The organism is Pseudomonas sp. NY15372 (assembly GCF_048068215.1).
GTDB classification, from domain to species: Bacteria; Pseudomonadota; Gammaproteobacteria; order Pseudomonadales; family Pseudomonadaceae; genus Aquipseudomonas; species Aquipseudomonas guariconensis_A.
This window is the reverse complement of the sequence record NZ_JBLUPY010000026.1, coordinates 36,419-55,698: the sequence shown is the minus strand read 5'-3', so window position 1 is coordinate 55,698 and position 19,280 is coordinate 36,419. Positions and strand designations below refer to the sequence as shown.

The 19,280-nt window shown below is 65.2% G+C and carries 15 protein-coding genes and 2 tRNA genes; 4 read left to right on the top strand and 13 right to left on the bottom strand.

Annotated elements, in window-relative coordinates:
• Window positions 1–134: 134 nt before the first annotated feature.
• The 8 genes from ACNFG0_RS16930 to ACNFG0_RS16895 form a co-directional block, all read right to left on the bottom strand.
• Complete coding sequence (locus ACNFG0_RS16930) at window positions 135–2,537, bottom strand: efflux RND transporter permease subunit (protein WP_196154643.1); 2,403 nt, start codon at window positions 2,535–2,537, stop codon at window positions 135–137.
• Window positions 2,534–3,562, bottom strand: coding sequence for a WD40/YVTN/BNR-like repeat-containing protein (locus ACNFG0_RS16925; RefSeq protein ID WP_416765709.1), 1,029 nt, complete (start codon window positions 3,560–3,562; stop codon window positions 2,534–2,536). Before ACNFG0_RS16925 ends, ACNFG0_RS16930 begins: the two co-directional genes overlap by 4 nt.
• Before the next feature lie 269 nt (window positions 3,563–3,831).
• Window positions 3,832–6,489 (bottom strand): aminopeptidase N, encoded by a 2,658-nt coding sequence (gene pepN, locus ACNFG0_RS16920; protein ID WP_416765707.1) that lies wholly within the window; start codon window positions 6,487–6,489, stop codon window positions 3,832–3,834.
• A 13-nt stretch (window positions 6,490–6,502) separates the two neighbouring features.
• Window positions 6,503–7,333, bottom strand: a complete 831-nt coding sequence (locus ACNFG0_RS16915) for a DUF2797 domain-containing protein (protein WP_416765706.1) — start codon at window positions 7,331–7,333, stop codon at window positions 6,503–6,505.
• Entirely contained in the window at window positions 7,330–7,590 is a 261-nt protein-coding gene (locus ACNFG0_RS16910) for a YeaC family protein (RefSeq protein WP_084855074.1), read from the bottom strand. The genes ACNFG0_RS16915 and ACNFG0_RS16910 overlap by 4 nt, the downstream gene beginning before the upstream one ends.
• A 13-nt stretch (window positions 7,591–7,603) precedes the next feature.
• Window positions 7,604–8,479 (bottom strand): rhomboid family intramembrane serine protease, encoded by an 876-nt coding sequence (locus tag ACNFG0_RS16905; RefSeq protein ID WP_196154639.1) that lies wholly within the window; start codon window positions 8,477–8,479, stop codon window positions 7,604–7,606.
• Entirely contained in the window at window positions 8,476–9,447 is a 972-nt protein-coding gene (locus ACNFG0_RS16900) for a metallophosphoesterase (protein ID WP_196146017.1), read from the bottom strand. Before ACNFG0_RS16900 ends, ACNFG0_RS16905 begins: the two co-directional genes overlap by 4 nt.
• Complete coding sequence (locus tag ACNFG0_RS16895) at window positions 9,447–10,337, bottom strand: NAD(+) kinase (RefSeq protein ID WP_084855071.1); 891 nt, start codon at window positions 10,335–10,337, stop codon at window positions 9,447–9,449. Before ACNFG0_RS16895 ends, ACNFG0_RS16900 begins: the two co-directional genes overlap by 1 nt.
• A 57-nt stretch (window positions 10,338–10,394) precedes the next feature.
• Here ACNFG0_RS16895 and ACNFG0_RS16890 point away from each other — a divergent pair, with 57 nt between their 5' ends.
• Both ACNFG0_RS16890 and ACNFG0_RS16885 read left to right on the top strand, forming a co-directional pair.
• The gene (locus tag ACNFG0_RS16890) at window positions 10,395–11,384 is read left to right on the top strand and encodes a DUF1853 family protein (protein WP_416765702.1); all 990 of its coding nucleotides are present in this window, start codon (window positions 10,395–10,397) and stop codon (window positions 11,382–11,384) included.
• Window positions 11,385–11,604: 220 nt separating this feature from the next.
• Window positions 11,605–12,150, top strand: a complete 546-nt coding sequence (locus tag ACNFG0_RS16885) for a cytochrome b (RefSeq protein WP_196154637.1) — start codon at window positions 11,605–11,607, stop codon at window positions 12,148–12,150.
• On the opposite strand, the gene ACNFG0_RS16880 is transcribed toward ACNFG0_RS16885, so the two are convergent.
• Together ACNFG0_RS16880 and ACNFG0_RS16875 are read right to left on the bottom strand one after the other, a co-directional pair.
• A complete protein-coding gene (locus ACNFG0_RS16880; protein ID WP_416765700.1) occupies window positions 12,141–13,037 on the bottom strand; it encodes a 1-aminocyclopropane-1-carboxylate deaminase/D-cysteine desulfhydrase in 897 nt (298 codons plus the stop codon). The genes ACNFG0_RS16885 and ACNFG0_RS16880 overlap by 10 nt on opposite strands.
• A gap of 146 nt (window positions 13,038–13,183) precedes the next feature.
• A complete protein-coding gene (locus ACNFG0_RS16875; protein ID WP_416765699.1) occupies window positions 13,184–15,220 on the bottom strand; it encodes an FAD-dependent oxidoreductase in 2,037 nt (678 codons plus the stop codon).
• Between the two features lie 187 nt (window positions 15,221–15,407).
• Here ACNFG0_RS16875 and ACNFG0_RS16870 point away from each other — a divergent pair, with 187 nt between their 5' ends.
• Together ACNFG0_RS16870 and ACNFG0_RS16865 are read left to right on the top strand one after the other, a co-directional pair.
• Window positions 15,408–16,526: a nitrilase-related carbon-nitrogen hydrolase gene (locus ACNFG0_RS16870; protein WP_416765697.1), complete on the top strand. Its 1,119-nt coding sequence runs from the start codon at window positions 15,408–15,410 to the stop codon at window positions 16,524–16,526.
• A 3-nt stretch (window positions 16,527–16,529) separates the two neighbouring features.
• Entirely contained in the window at window positions 16,530–17,615 is a 1,086-nt protein-coding gene (locus ACNFG0_RS16865) for an AraC family transcriptional regulator (RefSeq protein ID WP_416765696.1), read from the top strand.
• Window positions 17,616–17,894: 279 nt separating this feature from the next.
• Here the strand turns inward: ACNFG0_RS16865 and ACNFG0_RS16860 are convergent, their stop codons facing one another.
• The 3 genes from ACNFG0_RS16860 to ACNFG0_RS16850 all read right to left on the bottom strand — a co-directional run bounded on the left by ACNFG0_RS16860 (window position 17,895) and on the right by ACNFG0_RS16850 (window position 19,216).
• Window positions 17,895–18,734, bottom strand: a complete 840-nt coding sequence (locus tag ACNFG0_RS16860) for a DUF2242 domain-containing protein (protein WP_196154634.1) — start codon at window positions 18,732–18,734, stop codon at window positions 17,895–17,897.
• A gap of 188 nt (window positions 18,735–18,922) precedes the next feature.
• Window positions 18,923–18,999 (bottom strand) — tRNA-Asp (locus tag ACNFG0_RS16855).
• A 140-nt stretch (window positions 19,000–19,139) separates the two neighbouring features.
• Window positions 19,140–19,216, bottom strand: a tRNA-Asp gene (locus ACNFG0_RS16850).
• Window positions 19,217–19,280 lie beyond the last annotated feature (64 nt).

Here is a 19,280-nt window from a genome sequence, read left to right as displayed (position 1 = left end):
CCTGTGTACGCTTGTTGCGGGAGGTCACCCAGCCCTTTGGGCTGCGCTGTCGAGCACAGAACAAACGGCCAGTGCTGACCCTCTGTGAGAGCCGGCTTGCCGGCGATTGGGCCGCAAGGCGGCCCCTTCATGGATCAATGGGCGAAGATCGACCCGCCCACCTTGCCCGCCAGCTTCTGTGGCTTGATCAGGAACCGCGCCAGCGCCGGCAGCAGCCACAGTGCGCCAAACATGTTCCACAGCAACATGAAGGTCAGCATCAGGCCCATGTCGGCCTGGAACTTGATCGCCGAGAAGATCCAGGTGCACACGCCAATGGCCAGGCACAGGCCGGTGAACAGCACGGCTTTGCCGGTGGAACGCAGGGTTTCGTAGTAGGCCTCCTGCAACGGCAGGCCGGCGCGCAGGAAGCTCTCCAAGCGGCTGTAAATGTAGATGCCATAATCCACGCCGATACCTACGCCCAGGGCAACCACCGGCAAGGTGGCGACCTTCACGCCGATGCCCATGAAGGCCATCAGGGCGTTGCCCAGCACCGAGGTCAGCACCAAGGGCAGGACGATGCACAAGGTGGCGGCGAACGAGCGGAAGGTGATCAGGCACATCACCGCCACGCACAGGTAGACCAGCACCAGGATGGTCAGCTCGGCCGACTTGATCACCTCGTTGGTGGCCGCCTCGATGCCGGCGTTACCCGCCGCCAGGAGGAACTGCAGGCCATCCTTGTTGTGGCTGTCGGCAAAGGCCTTGGCCACCGAGGTCACGCGCTCCAGGGTTTCGGCCTTGTGGTCGTTGAGGAACACCAGCACCGGTGCCAGGGAGCAATCGGCGTTGTACAGGCCATCGGCACGGGCGATGGAGTTATTGAGCACGTCCGGGTTGCGCGACAGGGTCTCCCATTTCAGGCTGCCCTCGTTCATGCCCTTGATCACCTGCTTGGACACGGTCACCAGGGAAATCGCCGACTGCACGCCTGGAGTGTTCTCCATGGTCCACATCAGCTCGTCGATCGGCGCCATGGTGGAGTGGATCGAGCAACTCTCCGATGGCGTCTTGACCATGATCACCAGCACGTCGGAACTGGTGGAATAGTTGTTGATGATGAAGTTGTTGTCCTGGTTGTAACGCGAGTCCGGGCGCAGCTCCGGCGCGCCCTGGTCGAGGTCGCCGATCTTCAGGTTCTGGCTGTACCACAGGCCACCGGCAAAAGCGGCCAGGGCCAAGGCGATGGACACCGGTGCCACCTTGGGGCTGGCGAAATTGGCCAGCAGGCGCCAGAACGGGTGTTCGCGGGTCGCGTCCTTCTTACTGCGGGCGATGGCCTTCTGGCTGATACCTACATAGGAAATCGCCACCGGCAGCAGGATCAGGTTGGTGAAGACGATCACCGCCACGCCGATCGACGCACCGATGGCCAGTTCGCGGATCACCCCGATGTCGATCACCAACAAGGTGATGAAGCCCACGGCGTCGGCCAAGATGGCGATCATGCCCGGCAGGAACAGCTGGCGGAACGTGCGCCGGGCGGCGGTCAGGGCATTGTCGGCACCGCTGGACTGCAAGGCGATGCCGTTGATCTTCTGCACCCCGTGGGAGATGCCGATGGCGAAGATCAGGAACGGCACCAGCATCGAATACGGGTCCAGCCCGAAGCCCACAGCGTGCATCAGCCCCAGTTGCCACACCACCGCCACCAGCGTGGTGACGAGCACCGCGATGGTGCTGCGGATGCACCAGGTGAACCAGTACAGCAAGGCCCAGGTGATGGCCAGGGCCACGCCGAAGAACATCACCACCATCACCAGGCCGTCGATCAGGTCACCGACCTTCTTGGCGAAGCCGACGATATGCACCTTCACGTTGGGGTTCTGGGCCTGGAACTTGTCACGGATCTTCTCTTCCAGCTGGTGGGAGAACTGCTGGTAGTCGAGCTTGACTTGCTTGCTCTGGTCCTGTGGGTCCGGGTAGCTCTCCATCAACGGCACGTCGACGATGCTGGACTTGAAGTTGTTGGCCACCAGGCGCCCGACCTGGCCGGACTTGAGCACGTTGTCGCGCAGCTCGTCGAGGCTTTGCGCCGAGCCGTTGTAGGTGTTGGGGATCACCTCGCCGCCGGCGAAGCCGTCTTCGGTGACTTCGGTCCAGCGCACCGCCGGGCTCCATAGCGATTTGAGCCCCGCACGGTCGACGCCGGGAACGTAGAACACCTCGTCGTGGATCTGGCGAAGGGTCTCCATGTAGTCCTTGTCGAAGATGTCACCGTTGACCGCCTCCACCGAGATACGCACGGTGTTGCCCAGGTTGGCCAGGTCGTTGCGGTGCTCGATCATCTGTTCGATGAACGGGTGCTGCAGCGGGATCATCTTCTCGAAGCTGGTAGACGGGCGGATCTGCGTGGCCTGCCAGAACAGGAAGATGCTCACCAGCAGGCACAGGGCGATGACCACCGGCCGGTTGTTGAAGATCAGTCGCTCGAGCAATGTGGCCTTGTCCTGGTGGTGTTGCTGGTGCATGTCGAAGCTCTCCCGGCTGGTCATGGCTGCACCTCCTCGGCACCGTGGGCCGTGGCCAGGTGCACCCCGCCCTGCCCGACCAGCAACAAGCCGCCGTCGGCAAGGCCAGTGGCAGCCGACAAGGCGATGCGGTCGGCGCGGTTGTAGACCGAGAAGCTCTGGCCGTCATCCTGGCTGCGCAACACGCTGCCACTGTTGCCCACCAGCACCAGGCTGCCATCCTCCAGAAGCGTAGCGCTTGCCAGGCCGAATTCGAACGGGCCACGGGCAGTCTTGAGCGGGACCGGTTGCCAGGTGTCGCCGAAGTCGGTGGAGCGCAGCAGGTTGCCGCGCAGCCCGTAGGCCAGCAACGTGCGCGCCTGCGTGGTGCCGATCACGCCGAACAGCGACCCCTCGTAGGGGCCCTGGACCACGGACCAGCTCTGGCCGTTATCGCTGGAGCGGAACATGCTGCCCTGCTCGCCGACGATGAACAGGCCGGCGTCCTTGACCTGAGCGATGGCGTTCAGGTGCAGCTGGTCAGGGTTGTCCAGGCGCTCGCCGATGTCCTGCCAGTGCTGGCCGCCATCGGTGGTCTCGAGCAGTGCGCCATAGGCGCCGACGGCGAAACCGTGCAGGGCGTCGAGGAAAGCGACATCGAGTAGCGGGGCCTCGCGGGCGAGGTCTTCGAACTGTTTGCTCCAGGTGGCGCCGCCATCGTTGCTGGCCAGCACCTGAGCGTCATGGCCGACGGCCCAGCCGCGCTTGTCGTCGAGGAAAAACACCGCGGTGAGCAGTTGACGGGTGGGCACCCGGGCCTGGGCCCAAGTTTTGCCCTGATCATCGGAGAACAGGATATGGCCGCGGTCGCCGACCACCACCAGCCGCTTGCCGGCATGGGCGACATCGATCAACAGGCTCTGGCTGGCCCGGGCCGACTCCACCGAATACTCCTCGGCCGCCGCCGCACGCGCACCATTCGCTCCTGTTGCCAACGCCAGTGCCAGCAGCGCACTGGCCGCCAGCGGCCAGGCTCCACGCCTGGCTTGCGCCATCACCCGATCCGTCATGATCGCCCCCTGTTGTGTTCTTGTAGTGGGTCAATCTATTGCCAGGTACTGCGAAAAGCCTGTTCCAGAGCCCTGCAATAGCTTTGGGGCCATCGTATCGGGGTTATCGGCGGGAAGACAACGAGCGGGACGTTATGTTTTGTTAACCGCAAGAGCAGGGGCTGCCCTGCAGCCCTTTCGCGGCACAAGGCCGCTCCTACAATGGGTCGCATTCGCCTGTTAGGAGCGGCCTTGTGCCGCGAAAGGGCCGCAAGGCGGCCCCGAGGGCTTCAAGCCAAGCTCTTGCTCACCACTTCATACACATCGCTGGACAACGCACCGGAGGCCAGAATCCGCTCCAGCTCGCCACGCATCAATGCCTGGCGCGCATCGTCGTACTTGCGCCAGCGGGTCAGCGGCGCCAGCTGGCGCGAGGCGATCTGCGGGTTGAGGGCGTTGAGCTCGATCACCAGGTCCGCCAGGAAGCGGTAGCCCGAACCGTCGGCGGCATGGAAGTTCACCAGGTTCTGCCCGGCGAAGGCCCCGATCAGCGCACGCACCTTGTTCGGGTTCTTCAGAGTGAAGGCCGGGTGCTGCATCAGCGCCTTGACCCGCGCCAGGCCGCCCGGCAGGGTGCTGGCCGCCTGCACGCTGAACCATTGGTCCATGACCAGCGGATTGTCCTTGAAGTGCTCGGCGAAGGCTTCCAGGGCCTTGGCGCGCTCGGCCTCGAACGGCGAGTTGACCAGCACCGCCAAGGCGGTGAGGCGCTCGGTCATGTTGTCGCACTGGTCGAACTGCTCCAGCGTTGCCGCCAGCACCTCTGGCTTGCCGCTGAGCATCAGGTACGACAGGGCGATGTTCTGCAGGCTGCGACGGGCGAAGTGCTCGGCCTCGGCGACATAGGCAGTTTTCGCCGACACCTCGCGGTTGGCTTGGTAGCGCGCCCACAGGGCATCGAACAGCTGCTCGGCGATCTGCTTGCGAGCGAACTCACGGGCAGCATGGATAGCCTCGACGTCGGCCACCTGGCTGATCTCGGTCAGGTACGCCTCGCCTGGCAACGAGAGCATCTCGGCGACCATGGCCGCGTCCAGCGACGCATTGCCCAGCACGGTGCCCAGGGCCGTGATCAGGCGCTGGTCGAGCTTGAGCGCCTCGCCGCGCTGGTGCTGGCCGATCAGCTCCTGCAACACCTGCACCGACAGTTGCTGCCCCGCTTCCCAGCGGTTGAAGCCGTCGCTGTCGTGCTGCATGAGGAACATCAACTGATCGCGGTCGTAAGGGAAGCTCAGCTTGACCGGCGCGCTGAAACCACGCAGCAGCGAAGGCAGCGGCTTGGCCGTGATGCCCTCGAAGGTGAAGGTCTGCTCGGCCTCGGTCACCGACAGCACGCGGCTTGTGCCTTGCGGCGCGGCTTCGCCGGCCAGGCGCAGCGGCAGGTCGTTGCCCTGGGCGTCGAGCAGGCCCAGCTCGACCGGGATCACGAACGGCAGCTTCTGGGCTTTGTCCGGGGTCTGCGGGCAACTCTGGCGGAAGGTCAGGCTGTAGGTCTGGGCCGCGGCGTCATAGGCTTCGCTGACCTCCAGGCGCGGGGTGCCGGCCTGGTTGTACCAGCGCTTGAATTGGGTCAGGTCGACGCCGTTGGCGTCCTCCATGGCCTTGATGAAGTCGTCGGTGGTCACCGCCTGGCCATCGTGGCGCTCGAAGTACAGGTCGCTGCCCTTGCGGAAACCCTCCGCGCCCAGCAGCGTACGCACCATGCGCACCACCTCGGCACCCTTCTCGTACACCGTCAGGGTGTAGAAGTTGGAAATCTCGATGAAGCTGTCCGGGCGCACCGGGTGGGCCATGGGGCCGGCGTCCTCGGCGAACTGGTGGGTACGCAGGTAGGCCACATCCTCGATGCGCTTGACCGTGCGCGAGTTCATGTCGGCGCTGAACTCGGCGTCGCGGAACACCGTGAAGCCTTCCTTGAGCGACAGCTGGAACCAGTCGCGGCAGGTCACGCGGTTGCCCGACCAGTTGTGGAAGTACTCGTGGGCCACCACGCCTTCGACACGCTGGTGGGCGGCATCGGTGGCAGTTTCGGCCCGGGCCAGCACGCAGCTGGAGTTGAAGATGTTCAGGCCCTTGTTTTCCATGGCGCCCATGTTGAAGTCGTTGACCGCGACGATCATGAAGATGTCCAGGTCGTATTCGCGGCCATAGACTTCTTCGTCCCAACGCATGGACTTCTTCAGGCTGACCATGGCGTGGTCGCACTTGTCGATATTCTCGGGCTCGACATAGATGCGCAGGGTCACATCGCGACCGGACACGCGGGTGAAGGTGTCCTCGACGCACCACAGGTCACCGGCGACCAGGGCGAACAGGTAGGCCGGCTTCTTGAACGGGTCTTCCCAGGTGGCCCAGTGGCGCCCGTCTTCCGACGGGCCGTTGCCGACAGGGTTACCGTTGGACAGCAGCACCGGGTAGCGATGCTGCTCGGCGATCACCGTGGTGGTGAAGGTACTCATCACGTCCGGGCGATCGAGGTAGTAGGTGATCTTGCGGAAACCCTCGGCCTCGCACTGGGTGCAGAACATCTTGCCGGACTTGTACAGGCCTTCCAGCGCGGTGTTGCTTTCCGGGTGGATCTTCACGCTGGTGTCGAGGGTGAAGCGCTCGGCCTTGGGCTGCAGGGTCAGGCTGTCGTCGTCGAGCTGGTAGTCGCCGGCGGCCAGGGGCTGGTCGTCGAGCTGCACGCTCAGCAGTTCAAGCTGCTGGCCATCGAGCACCAGTGGCGGCAGGCCGGCGCCACGCGCCGGGTTGCGGCGCATGACCAACTGCGCATGGACCAGGCTGTGGTCCTCGAACAGCTCGAAGGTCAGGTGCGTCTCGTCGATCAGGTACTCGGGCGCCTGGTAGTCCTTGAGGTAGATCACTTGCGGTTGTTCGGTACGCATAGTGCTGGTCCTTTTACTGGTGCACGGCCAACTGGTAGGCCGTGTACTTGCGAATGTTGATCACGCCGGTGTCGAAGATCAGGTACTGGCCCTTGATGCCCAGCAGCGTGCCTTCGGCCACTGGGTCCTTGTCGAGGTTGAAGCTGACGATCTTTTTCGGGTAGGCCTCGACCGGGTAGCGCATCTGCACCACTTCAGCGTCGTGCACCGGCTGTATGGCCTGCAGGCCGAAGCGCTCCTGCAGACCGCGCAGGCCCTCGGCACAGGCATCGAAGATCTGCTCGCGGATAGCCGGCAGGTCGAGCACTTCGGCATCGCCCTTGAGCAGCGTGCGCCAGTTGGTGCGGTCCGGCACCTGGCTGCGCAGCAGGTCTTCGACCAGGCCCGACTGCTGCCGGGTGGCCACGCGCATGATCGGCAGGGCCTGGCTGGCGCCCTGGTCGAGCCAGCGGGTGGGCAGCTGGGTGGCACGCGTGATGCCCACCTTGATGCCCGACGAGTTGGCCAGGTACACCACATGGTCAGTCATGCAGAACTGCTCGCCCCACGAAGGTTCACGGCAGGTGCCGGCGTCGTAATGGCATTTTTCCGGGGCCATGATGCATACATCGCACTGGGCCAGCTTGGTCATGCAGGGGTAGCAGTAACCCTGGCTGAAGCTGGTCTTGGTGCGCTTGCCGCAATGGGTGCAATGGATGGCGCCGAGGTATTCCAGGCGCACGGTGGACCCGATCAGCGGGTTGACCGGCACCTGCTCCTCACCCAGGCGGAAACTGTATTGAACGACGGGTGCTTCCAGGCGCACCGCCATCTTGCTCAGAGAGCCACGAGCGAGTTCGATCAATGTACCGAGTCCGACTTGAACAGGATGTTGGGGACCGGTGCCGACTTCGACGCGCACTCCTGCGGGCCCATGTAGCCGGTGCGCTGCTCCTCGGGCAGGTTCTTCATCTCCCAGGCGATCACCGCCTGCAGGGACAATTCCTTCTGCTCCGGGGTCAGCTTGCGGCCGTCGGCCCATTTGCCGATTTCCACGGCCAGTTTCAGGCTTTCGTAGATTTCGGGGGTGATGTTCTGGATCATTTGCGCGAACGTGGACATAGCGTCTCCTCAATCAGGCCGACAGTTTACGCCGTGCCAACGCCCCACCCAAGAGCCCGGTCAGGCATCCGATGAGCAACCCGCCGACATGGGCGGCATTGGCGACCTGGCCGAAGCCGAGCTGGCCGACCACGCCGGTCAGGCATACCAGCAGCCAGATGAGCATCATCACCAGCACGCCCTTGGGCAGGCTGAACAGGGGGTTGGGCGCCAGCCACTGATACAGCCATACGTGCCCGAGCAGGCCATAGAGCACGCCGGACAAGCCTCCGAACAGGCTGGGGCCGCTGGTGTAGTGCTGGGCAAGGTTCGACACCAGGCTGAACACCAGGGTCAGGCCCAGCAGCACCCACGGGCCCTGGCGCAGCTCGATGCGCTTGCCCAGCTCCCAGTACCAGAGCGCGTTCATCGCCAGGTGCAGGACACCGAAGTGCAACAGCATCGGCGATACCAAGCGCCACCACTGCCCTTCGGCCAGGCCCTGGGCCAGCGGGGTGAAGTACAGGTACTCGCCCTGTACACGGAACTCCAGGAAGGTGAACCAACCGATGGTCGACAGGTTGTCACCCAGGCCGGTCACCCCGGCCACCACCAGGCACAGCAACAGAATGGCAGCGGTGACCTTGCAGGCACGGGCCTGGTCGGCCAGCGATGGCTGGGTCGGGCCATTCGCAGGTAGACCCGCTCCCTCGATGTCCAGGTCGTCGTTGCCCTCCGGGAAGCGCTGATACAACTGGCGCACGTCGTCGGCCAGGTGCTCGGGCACCCAGAGCACCTGCTCCTGGCCCTCCTCGACCACCCGGTGCGGCACCTGCAGGCGCCGTAGCATCCGCACGAAACCGCCCAGGTCCACCGCCAGCGGCAGGCGCATCGCCGCGACCACGCTCATTGGTTGGCCTGCGGGCGTTCGACATCGACCCAGACGAACTTGTGCGGGTCGATGCGGGTTTCGTCGTCCAGGCGGTAGGCCGCCAGCTTGCCGTAGAGCACCGCGCTGTAGTCCAGGCAGGCCAGGTTGGCGCGGATCGGCGCGGGTCGGCCGCTGCGCCAGTAATGGCCAACGAACAGCAAAGGCTCGTCCTCGCCGTAACGCAGCAGGGCGTTCTTCTCGCTGTGGCTCAAGGGCGTGCGGGCCACTTCCTCGGGCAGGGCGTCTGGCTGGAACACGATGTCTCCGTAGGTCTGTGGGTCTTCTTCCCAGAACTTGGTGCGGAAGAAGGCGCGGGTCAGGCCATCGCCGCCGGTCAGTGTCAGGCCGTCCGGCAGGCGCATGTCGGTGCCACGCAGCAGGCGGTTGCACACGGTGGCGGCGAAGCTGCCGGACACCGCCGAGGCCTGGATGAAGTGTTCGTCGATGCGCCCGTCGGGATATTCCCGGCGCAGCGGCTCGATCAAGCGAGGGTCCCAGCAGGCATGCACCAGGCGGAAACGGCCAGCGTCGACGAACAGCGGCAAGGTGTAGAACCATTCGAGGAAGTCGTGCCAGTCGCCTGGATGCTGGGCGAACTGGGTCAGGGTTTCGTCGATCAGGCGGGCATGGCGCGGCGTATGCTCGCGCACATAGGCCTTGCCACTGCCGGGCAGCGCCGGGGTGACCCACGCCAGGGCGTTGTATTCATGGTTGCCCATGATGCAGAACCCCTGGCCGGCCTCGACCATGTCGTGGACGATATGCAGCGCCTCGCGGATACGCGGGCCTCGGTCGACGATGTCGCCCAGGAACAGCGCCTGGCGCCACGGGTGACGCCAGACACCGCCGATGCGCTTGTAGCCGAGGGTGTCGAGCAGGCGCTCCAGGGTCAGGGCACAACCGTGGACATCGCCGATGATGTCGAAACTTCGCGCCGGATCGAGCATCAGTCGCCTCCACCACCCAGACGGCTGCCCCAGCCGAGTTTGGTGCGGCAGACCTCGTAGTAGTTATGGTCCAGCGGATGGATCAGGCGCAGCTTCTGCGGCTTCTTGCACACCGTGATGGTGTCGCCTGGGGCGCAGGTGAAGTGGTTCTGGCCATCGCAGGAGACCTGCGGGTAGATCGTCAGGTCCTGGGAAACGACGATCTTCAGTTCGCTGTTGCCGTCCACCACGATCGGCCGCCCGGAGAGGGTGTGCGGGTACATCGGCACGATGACGATGGCGTCGAGCTTGGGATGCATGATCGGCCCGCCGGCAGACAATGCATAGGCGGTGGAGCCGGTGGGCGTGGCGACGATCAGGCCGTCGGCCTTCTGGCTGCAGACGAACTGGCCGTCGATGTAGATTTCGAATTCGATCATCCGCGTCGACTTGCCCGGGTGCAGCACCACGTCGTTGAGCGCATCGCCCTGACCGATGGCCTCGTTGTGGCGACGCACCTCGGCCTGCAGCAGGAAGCGGTTTTCCACCAGGTAATGGCCGTCGAGCACCTCGGCGACCTTGACCTCGAGTTCGTCGGGGCGAATATCGGTGAGGAACCCCAGGCTGCCGCGGTTGATGCCCAGCACCGGAATGTTGTGCCGGGCCAGGGCACGGGCCGCGCCCAGCAGGCTGCCGTCACCACCGACCACGATGACCAGGTCGCACACCTCGCCCAGCAGCTTGCGCGTGGAGGTCTGCAGGCCATGGCCGGGCAGCACCTCGGCGATGGTGTCCTCGAGGATGACGTGCAGGTGGCGCTCGAGCAGGAATTTTTTCAGCCGGCGAATGGTGTCGAGCACCTGGGAGCTGCCAAGGCGTCCGATGATACCGATATTGCGAAATTGCTCCATGGGGCTCCTGCGAGGCTCTGCGGCGGGTAACGGGTGGCCGGTGCGGCCTTGGGGATTATGGGCGAAACGACCGGCCAGCGGCAAACCGGCTATGCTCGCGGGATGATGCCGTTCGCCGATCTTCACGCCCTGCCCCGCCAGTTGCACCGCCCTGCGGTGCGCGACCTGGCATGGGTGTTGGTATCGCCGCCTTTGCTCGGCCAACCGCCTTGCGCGCAGCGCCACCCGCTGGCGGCCAGCGCCTGGGCGCACGACCCCGCGCGCCTGCTGCAATGGCTGTTGGCACTGGATCAGGACGACCGGCCGCTGCGCGACTGGCTCGCCCGCCTGACCAGCCACCGTCTGGGCCTGTACTACGAAAGCCTGTGGCAGTTCGCCCTCGGCCAGGCGCCCGGCATCGAGCTGCTGGCAGCCAATCTGCCGATCCGTGAAGGCGGGCATACCCTGGGGGAGCTGGATATCGTCCTGCGTGACCGGGAGGGCGTGCACCACCTGGAGCTGGCCATCAAGCTCTACCTCGGCCCACCCGGCGGGGACGGCCATGACCCGGCGCATTGGCTGGGCCCAGGCTGCCATGACCGGCTGGACCGCAAGCTGAACCACCTGGCCGGGCACCAACTGCCCATCTCGGCCAGCCCCCAAAGCCGTAAGGCCCTGGCGCTGCTGGGGGTGGGCGAGGTTCACGCGCATGCCTGGCTCGGCGGCTACCTGTTCTACCCCTGGCCGGGGCATGCCCAAGCGCCGATCGGCGCCGATGCGCATCACCTGCGTGGCCGCTGGCTGCATCGAAGCGATTGGCGCGGCTACCGGCAAGCCAACCCCGCCGGGCGCTGGCAGCCCCTGCCCCGGCATGCCTGGCTGGCACCGGCGCGGGTCGAGGCGCACGCGTGCTGGGCGCCAGCCCAATTCGAGGCCTGGCTCAGTGAGCTGGACAGCCAGGCGCCGGCGCACCTGCTGGTCCGGTTGGAAAATGCCGGGGACGGTAGCTGGGAAGAGGCCGAGCGCATATTCATGGTGGCGGACAACTGGCCCTATCTACCGGCTTGATACCTTGGCTGCCCATGCCGGCCCAATCGCGGGACAAGCCCGCTCCCACAGCCCGGCCTTACCGCTATCACTGTCCTTGTGGGGCTTGCCCCATGATTGAACCGCCACTGCCAACATCAATTCAAAGACCTGGCTCAAAGAAAAACCCCCAGGCAACGATTAGAGTTGCAGTTACGCGCCAGAAAGAGCGCCACCCCCGACCTGATGATGAGGACCACCCATGGCTTCACCTACCCCCTCGACGCACTACGCTCGCCTCTCTATCACCCTGCACTGGCTGATGCTGGTGCTGCTGGCTGCGGTCTACGCCTGCATCGAGCTGCGCGGGCTGTTCCCCAAGGACAGCGCCGAACGCAACCTGATGAAGGACCTGCACTTCATGCTGGGCCTGACGGTGTTCATCCTGGTCTGGCTGCGCCTGGCCATGCGCCTGATCCGTCCTGCCCCACCGATCCTGCCCAAGCCGCCGGCCTGGCAGACGGGCCTGGCGCACCTGGTGCACCTGCTGCTGTACCTGATGATGATCGGCCTGCCCATCGCCGGCTGGTTGATCCTGAGCGCCGCCGACAAGCCGATCCCGTTCTATGGCCTGGAACTTCCGGCATTGACCGCCCCGGATACGGACCTGGCCAAGTTCATCAAGGGCTGGCATGAACGCATCGGCAGCTGGGGTTACTGGCTGATCGGCGTGCACGCCTTGGCCGGCCTCTACCACCATTACGTCCAACGCGACAACACGCTGGTGCGCATGCTGCCCTACCGGTAACCGCGACGCCCCTGCAGCCCACCGGTGTGCAGGAAGATCAGGCGCGTGCCGGGCGCAAAGCGCCCGGCCGCGACCTGGTCTCGCAGCGCCATCAAGGCCTTGCCGGTGTACACGGCCTCCAGCGGCACGCCGCTGTGGCGCTCGGTCTCGTCGATGAAGGCCAGCAGTTTATCGTCGAAGCGGCCGAACCCGCTCCGGCAGGCGTCATGCAGTTCATGGCCCCCCTGCACCAGCCCGGCGAGGCTCTGCTCAACGCCATGGCCACGCGGCACTGCCAGCGCTCCATGCACCGTCCGGGCGCCGCCTTCAGCGAGCACCAGGCCCGCCAGGGTCGTACCCGTGCCGACCGCCAGCCACCACCCGTCATGCCCTGACCAGCCCAATGTTGCCAGTTGTGCGCTCGCCTGCTCGACGATCAGCTGGCAGCCTTGGGCACCGGCCAAGCCACCGCCCCCTTCGGGAATACAGTGCCAACCCGGATAGCGCGCTTGCCAAGGTGCCCAGAAACCTGCCTGGTGGCGTTCGCGGTAGCCACCGTAGCCCAGCCAATGCAACTCCATGCCCAGGGCCTGCAGGTCGCGTACGGTGGGTGTGTCCTGCGCATGGCCGCGCAACAGCCCGGCAGTGGCGAAACCGAAACGCTTGCCTGCTGCCGCCAGGGCATGGAGGTGGTTGGAGTGGTTGCCACCCAGGCTGACCAGGCCCTGTGCGCCAGCGGCCTGGGCCACGAGCAGGTGGTGGCGCAATTTGAACCATTTATTGCCGCTGATCAGCGGGTCGATGAGGTCGAGGCGCAGCACTGCGACCTCGACACCGGCTTGGACGAGCCAGGGCAAGGGCAACGGTTGCAGGGGCGCTTGGGGAAGATCAGCGAAGGTCACGGACATCGGGCGAGTATATCAGTGGCCAGGCCTGGTCCAATCGCCGGCAAGCCGGCTCCCACAGGTACAGCGCATGCACCGGCTCCTGTGGGCCTGGTGGGAGCCGGCTTGCCGGCGATTGGGCCGCGCAGCGGCCCGCTCCGACAGTCAACTCACAACTGCGCAGCCAACCTCGACCCCTGGTTGATCGCCCGCTTGGCATCGAGCTCCGCCGCCACATCGGCGCCGCCGATCAAATGCACCGACTGCCCCGCCGCCACCAACCCATCGTGCAACTCGCGCAATGGTTCCTGGCCCGCGCAGATCACCACGTTGTCCACCGCCAGCACCTGCGGCTCGCCCCCACCGATGCGCACATGCAGGCCATCGTTATCGATCGCCAGGTACTCGACGCTGTTGAGCATCTGCACCCGCTTGTTCTTCAAGCCCGTGCGGTGGATCCAGCCGGTGGTCTTGCCCAAGCCATCGCCCACCTTGGATTGCTTGCGCTGCAGCAAGTACACCTGGCGGGCCGGCGCATGCGGCTCGGCCTTGATACCCGCGACGCCGCCCCGTGCCTCGAGACGGGTATCGATGCCCCACTCCTTCCAGAACGCCTGGCGGTCCTGGCTGGTGGCCACGCCTTCATGCACCAGGTATTCGGACACATCGAAGCCGATGCCCCCGGCTCCGATCACCGCCACTCGCTTGCCCACCGGCTTGCGCTCGAGCAGCACGTCCAGGTAGCTGAGCACCTTGGCATGCTCGATGCCAGGGATAGCAGGCGTACGCGGGCGAATACCGGTGGCCAGGACGATTTCATCGAAGCCTCCGGCCATCAGTTCGTCGACACCGACCCGGGTATTGAGGCGTAGCTCGACACCCGTGCGCGCCACCTTGCTGCGGAAGTAGCGCAGGGTTTCGTAGAACTCTTCCTTGCCCGGCACACGCTTGGCCACGTTGAACTGCCCGCCGATCTCGCTGGCACTGTCGAACAGCGTCACCTGGTGGCCTCGCTCGGCGGCCACGGTGGCCGCGGCCAGGCCGGCGGGGCCTGCGCCCACCACGGCGATGCGCTTAACGGCGCGCACAGGCAGATAATTGAGCTCGGTCTCGTGGCACGCGCGAGGGTTGACCAGGCAGCTGGTCAGCTTGCCGCCAAAGGTATGGTCCAGGCAGGCCTGGTTGCAGCCGATGCAGGTGTTGATCTCGTCGCTACGGCCTTCGGCGGCTTTGTTGACGAACTCCGGGTCGGCCAGGAACGGGCGGGCCATGGACACCATGTCGGCATCGCCCTCGGCCAGCACTGCTTCGGCCACCTCGGGGGTATTGATGCGGTTGGTGGTGATCAGCGGGATCTTCACTGCACCGCGCAGCTTGGCGGTGACCTTGGTGAAGGCCGCGCGCGGCACTTTGGTGGCGATGGTCGGGATACGCGCCTCGTGCCAGCCGATGCCGGTGTTGATCAAGGTGGCGCCGGCCTGCTCGATGGCCTTGGCCAACAGCACGATCTCGTCCCAGGTGCTGCCACCTTCCACCAGGTCGAGCATCGACAGGCGGAAGATGATGATGAAGTCGCTTCCGACCGCCTCGCGCACCCGGCGGACAATTTCCACGGCCAGGCGCATGCGGTTCTCGTAGCTGCCGCCCCAGCGGTCGGTGCGCTGGTTGGTATGGGCGACCAAGAACTGGTTGATGAAGTAGCCTTCCGACCCCATGATCTCGACACCGTCGTAGCCGGCGCGCTGGGCCAGCACGGCGCAATTGACGAAGTCGGCGATCTGCTTCTCGATGCCGGCTTCGTCCAGCTCCTTGGGCTTGAACGGGTTGATCGGCGCCTGGATGGCGCTGGGTGCGACCTGGCGCGGGCTGTAGGCATAGCGCCCGGCATGGAGGATCTGCAGGCAGATCTTGCCGCCGGCGGCATGCACCGCTTCGGTGACGATGCGGTGCTTGTCGGCTTCTTCCTCGGTGCTCAGCTTGGCCGCACCGGAATACACGCCGCCTTCATCGTTCGGCGCGATGCCGCCGGTGACCATCAGGCCAACGCCGCCGCGGGCACGTTCGGCGAAATACGCAGCCATCCGCTCGAAGCCACCTGGGCGCTCTTCCAGGCCGGTGTGCATCGAGCCCATCAGGGTACGGTTACGCAGGGTGGTGAAGCCCAGATCCAGCGGGGCCAGCAGGTGCGGGTAACGGTCGGCAGCCATGGGCGAACTCCCTATCAGGCGTGATCACGGTATGCGGGCGCCTCGCAGGCCCCATCGTTTGTCTGGCCCTGACATTAAACAGGCGTTTGAGCGCGCTCAATGATCGAAAGTGACAAGTTGTTGATCCTGCTGTACAGCAGGTCTACCCTAGGACACCCTCGATTCAGGAAGCTGACCTGGCCGCCTCATGCGAAAACTCCTGGCAAGCGCCCTGGCGCTGGTGATGATCGCCGCCCTCTGCGGCTACGGTTTCTGGACCTTGCAGCGCCCGGAAGGCCACTACCTGTCCGACCTGCGCATCGACCTGGCGCTCAACCATGGCGTGCCGGGCGAACAGGGCAACCTGCTCGGTGTCGAACCCCTGCTCTACCCAGGCGACTACCAGAACCTGCAGCGCTTGCACCGCAAGCTGTCGGCCTATCTGGAACAGGCACGCGCCCAGGGCCTGGTGAGCCCGCGCACCGTGGTGGTGCTGCCCGAGCACATCGGCACCTGGCTGTGGGCCCGCGGCGAAAAGAACGAGCTGTACCAGGTGACCCAGCGCCGGGAAGCCTGGCAGTGGCTGGAGCTGAGCAACCCGCTGCGCTACGGCCTGGCCATGCTCACCGCCACGGGCGACGATCGCCGCGCCGACGCTCACCTGCGCATGAAGGCCGAGCAGATGGCCCGCGACTACCAGCAATTGTTCGGTGGGCTGGCCAAGGAATTCGGCGTAACGCTGGTGGCAGGCTCCATCGTCCTGCCCGCCCCGTACGTCGACCGCGGCATCCTGCATCCCGGCAGCGGCCCGCTGTTCAACAGCAGCCTGGTGTTCGGCGCCGACGGCACGGTGCTCGGCCAACCGCAGCGCCAGCAGTACCCCGACAGCGAAGTGCGTCGCTACATTCATGATGGCCGCCAGCACCCGTTGCAGGTCATCCAGACCCCGGCCGGGCGCCTGGGCGTGCTGGTGGGCAGCGACAGCTGGTACCCGGAAAACTACCAACAGCTGGCCCGCCAATCGGTGGAACTGGTCGCCAACCCGGTGTTTCTCACCGGCAAGCACACCTGGAATGCGCCTTGGCGCGGCAATCGCCACCAGGATGCCGCCAGCGCACTGCCGCTGCAGCGCGGCGAGGTCGATGAACAGGCCGCCTGGCAGCGCCTGACGCTGACCGCCAACGCCAGCACGCCCAGCCTGAGCGTGTTCCTGCGTGGCCAGTTCTGGGAACAAGGCAGCGACGGCCAGGGCTTTGCCAACCAGGCAGGCCAACACCTGGCCGGCACTCCCAGCCAAGGTGCCCGCCTGCTCAACCTCTGGCTGTGACCGATGGCCCGGCCACGCGTGCGCCTGGGTGACCTTTCGGTAGGCTTCGTCCAGCCTTTGGGCCAGGCGCTGAAGCACCTGGGGTACGACCCGGCCCCCCTGCTGCGCCGCTACGGCCTGGACGCCTCTCGCCTGGCCGAAGCCGGGGCGCGCCTGTCGATCCCGCGCTACATGCACCTGGGCCATGCCGCCATCGAGTTGTGCGGCGAGCCGGCATTGGGGCTGCGCATGGGCCGCGCAAGCCGCCTGGCCCAGGCGGGGCTGGCAGGCGTCACGGCGGCCCAGGCCCCGACCCTCGGCGAGGCCGCCCGCACGCTGCTGCGCTTCGAACCCTTATATGCAGCGAACTACCGCGGCCAGTCGAGTTTTCTCGAGGACCGCCAGGGCGCCTGGCTACGCTTCTATTCGATCAGCCCTTACAACGACTACAACCGTTTCGTGGTCGATTCGTTGCTGGCTGGCTGGTTGGCACAGTTGTCCCACCTGGCAGGCGTGCCGGTGCAGGCCGAGCGGATGGACATCGAGTTCGAGGCGCCCAGCTATGCTGCGCAGTACCAGCCCCTGTGCGCGAATCCGGTACAGTTCGCAGCCGCCAATAACCAGCTGCGCCTGGACCGCGCGACCCTGGAGCTTCCTAACCCCCAGCATTGCCCCAGCACCTGGCACCACCTGCTGCAACTGTGCGAAGCGGAACTGGCCCAACGTACGCGCGTACGCAGCTTGGGTGAACGCATCACCCACTTGCTGGGCCCGCTGCTCAATGGCGGCCAGGAACCGGACCTGGAAGCCGTGGCGCGTCACCTGCAACTGCCGACCTGGACGCTGCGGCGCAAGCTGGCCGAAGAAGGCACGCGCTTTCGCAACCTGCTCAACGACACACGCCGCGACCTGGCCGAGACCTATATCCGCGATACGCAGCTGGCCTTCGGCGAAATTGCCTATCTGCTGGGGTTTGCCTCGGCAGAGGCCTTCCAGCGCGCGTTCAAGCGCTGGACCGGCATTACGCCCGGCGCGTTTCGCCGCAACCAGCGGCGGGAGGGTCAGAGCTCGGTAGCGTCGTCTGCCGGCTCCATCGGGTCCAGTTCGTAGGCCTGGAATTCGAGCAGTTCTTCCTGGTAATCGTCCATCGCTGCGTCCTCTTCAGTCATTTATCGGTCGAGTCATGCCGCCACGCTAAGCGTATTGGATGACCGCATCATGACACGCTGATAAGAGGTAGACGGAGCCGGTGCCGGTGCCGGGAAAGTTAAAGACCGCCACGCAGCCCAATCGCGGGACAAGTCGGACCGCCGCACCGCCGCTCCCACGAAGGACCTGCAAACTCAAATAGTTATGCCTTGTTCTATGAGAGCAGACCTGCCCCACGGTTCACAACGGCGCAGGTGGCGCCTCGGTCGTAGGCGCCTCTTGCTGCACCTCGATGGGTGCCGGCTCGGCAGGCGGGGCGATGGGCTGGGAGCCTTGGCTGTCATCCACGACCGGCGCGGCCTGCACTTCGCTGGCAGGCGCGGTAGTGGGGGGTGTCTCGACCACTGGCGCCGGCATCGCTGCTTCGGCGGCAACGGGTGCCGGAGCAGGTTGGGTAGCGGGTGCCTGCTCTGGCAAGCCCAGGGCAGGCGCCGGTTGCTCAGGCTCAGGCTTGGGCGCCTCTACTTTCGGCTCGGCTTTCTCCACCTTCTTTGGCTTGGGCAGGTAGCTTTCCACCAACGCGAAGTAGCGCTCGTAGAACTGCGGCGCGGTGACCGTCTCGCTGGCCACCTTGACCATCGAATCGTCGCTCGAACCGATGGGCATGGACACCGAGCCCAGTACACCCACTCCCAGGCTGGCCGAGGTGTTGGATTTCTTCAGGGCGTAGCGGTCCTGCAGGGCGTTGGCGAACATGGTGGAACGCTGTTCGTCGTTGGTGTCCGGTGCGCAGGTGACGTTGAAGCTGATCTGCAGGTGGTTATCGCTGTTCTGCTGGAAGCTCTTGTTGCCCGCGATCTGGTTGGGGCCGCTGCTGGTGATGATATAGCCCTGGCTGAGCAACGCACGACGGGCGGCCTCGCAGGACCCCGCCTCGCTCACCGCAAAGCTGCGCGAGAAAGTGCCCGAGTCATCGAAGTTCTCGTGCTCGTAGATGGCAGGCTTTTTCGACGAACAACCGGACACACCCGCCAGCACAAGGGCCAGCCCGAGCGCACCGAAGACGGAAGATCTGGACATCTTGGATTCCGGAGAAAAGGACAAACGGTGTGTATTGTGCAACACAAGAACGCTCACTGAAACTGCGGCGCTGGCCAGACCGAGCAAAATTCATCATCGCCTGCCGGCCTGGGCGCAGAAAACGAAAAAGCGACCCGAAGGTCGCTTTTCGTAGGCTTCGAGGTGTTCAAGGGACCTCGAGGCGAAGATGGCGCAGCGGACGGGACTCGAACCCGCGACCCCCGGCGTGACAGGCCGGTATTCTAACCGACTGAACTACCGCTGCGTATCGCCCAGGCTTGCGCCTGGTTGAAACTGAGGATCTGACCTTGCGAAGCGTTCGCTCGTAAGGCAGGCACAAAAAAAGCGATTCGCTGATCGCTTCGTTTGTTGCTACGAGGCGTTCAAGGGGCCTCGAAGCGAAGATGGCGCAGCGGACGGGACTCGAACCCGCGACCCCCGGCGTGACAGGCCGGTATTCTAACCGACTGAACTACCGCTGCGTATCGTTCAGGCTTGCGCCTGATTGAAACTGGGATCGGCCTGAAGTGCTCTTGGCCTTCAGAC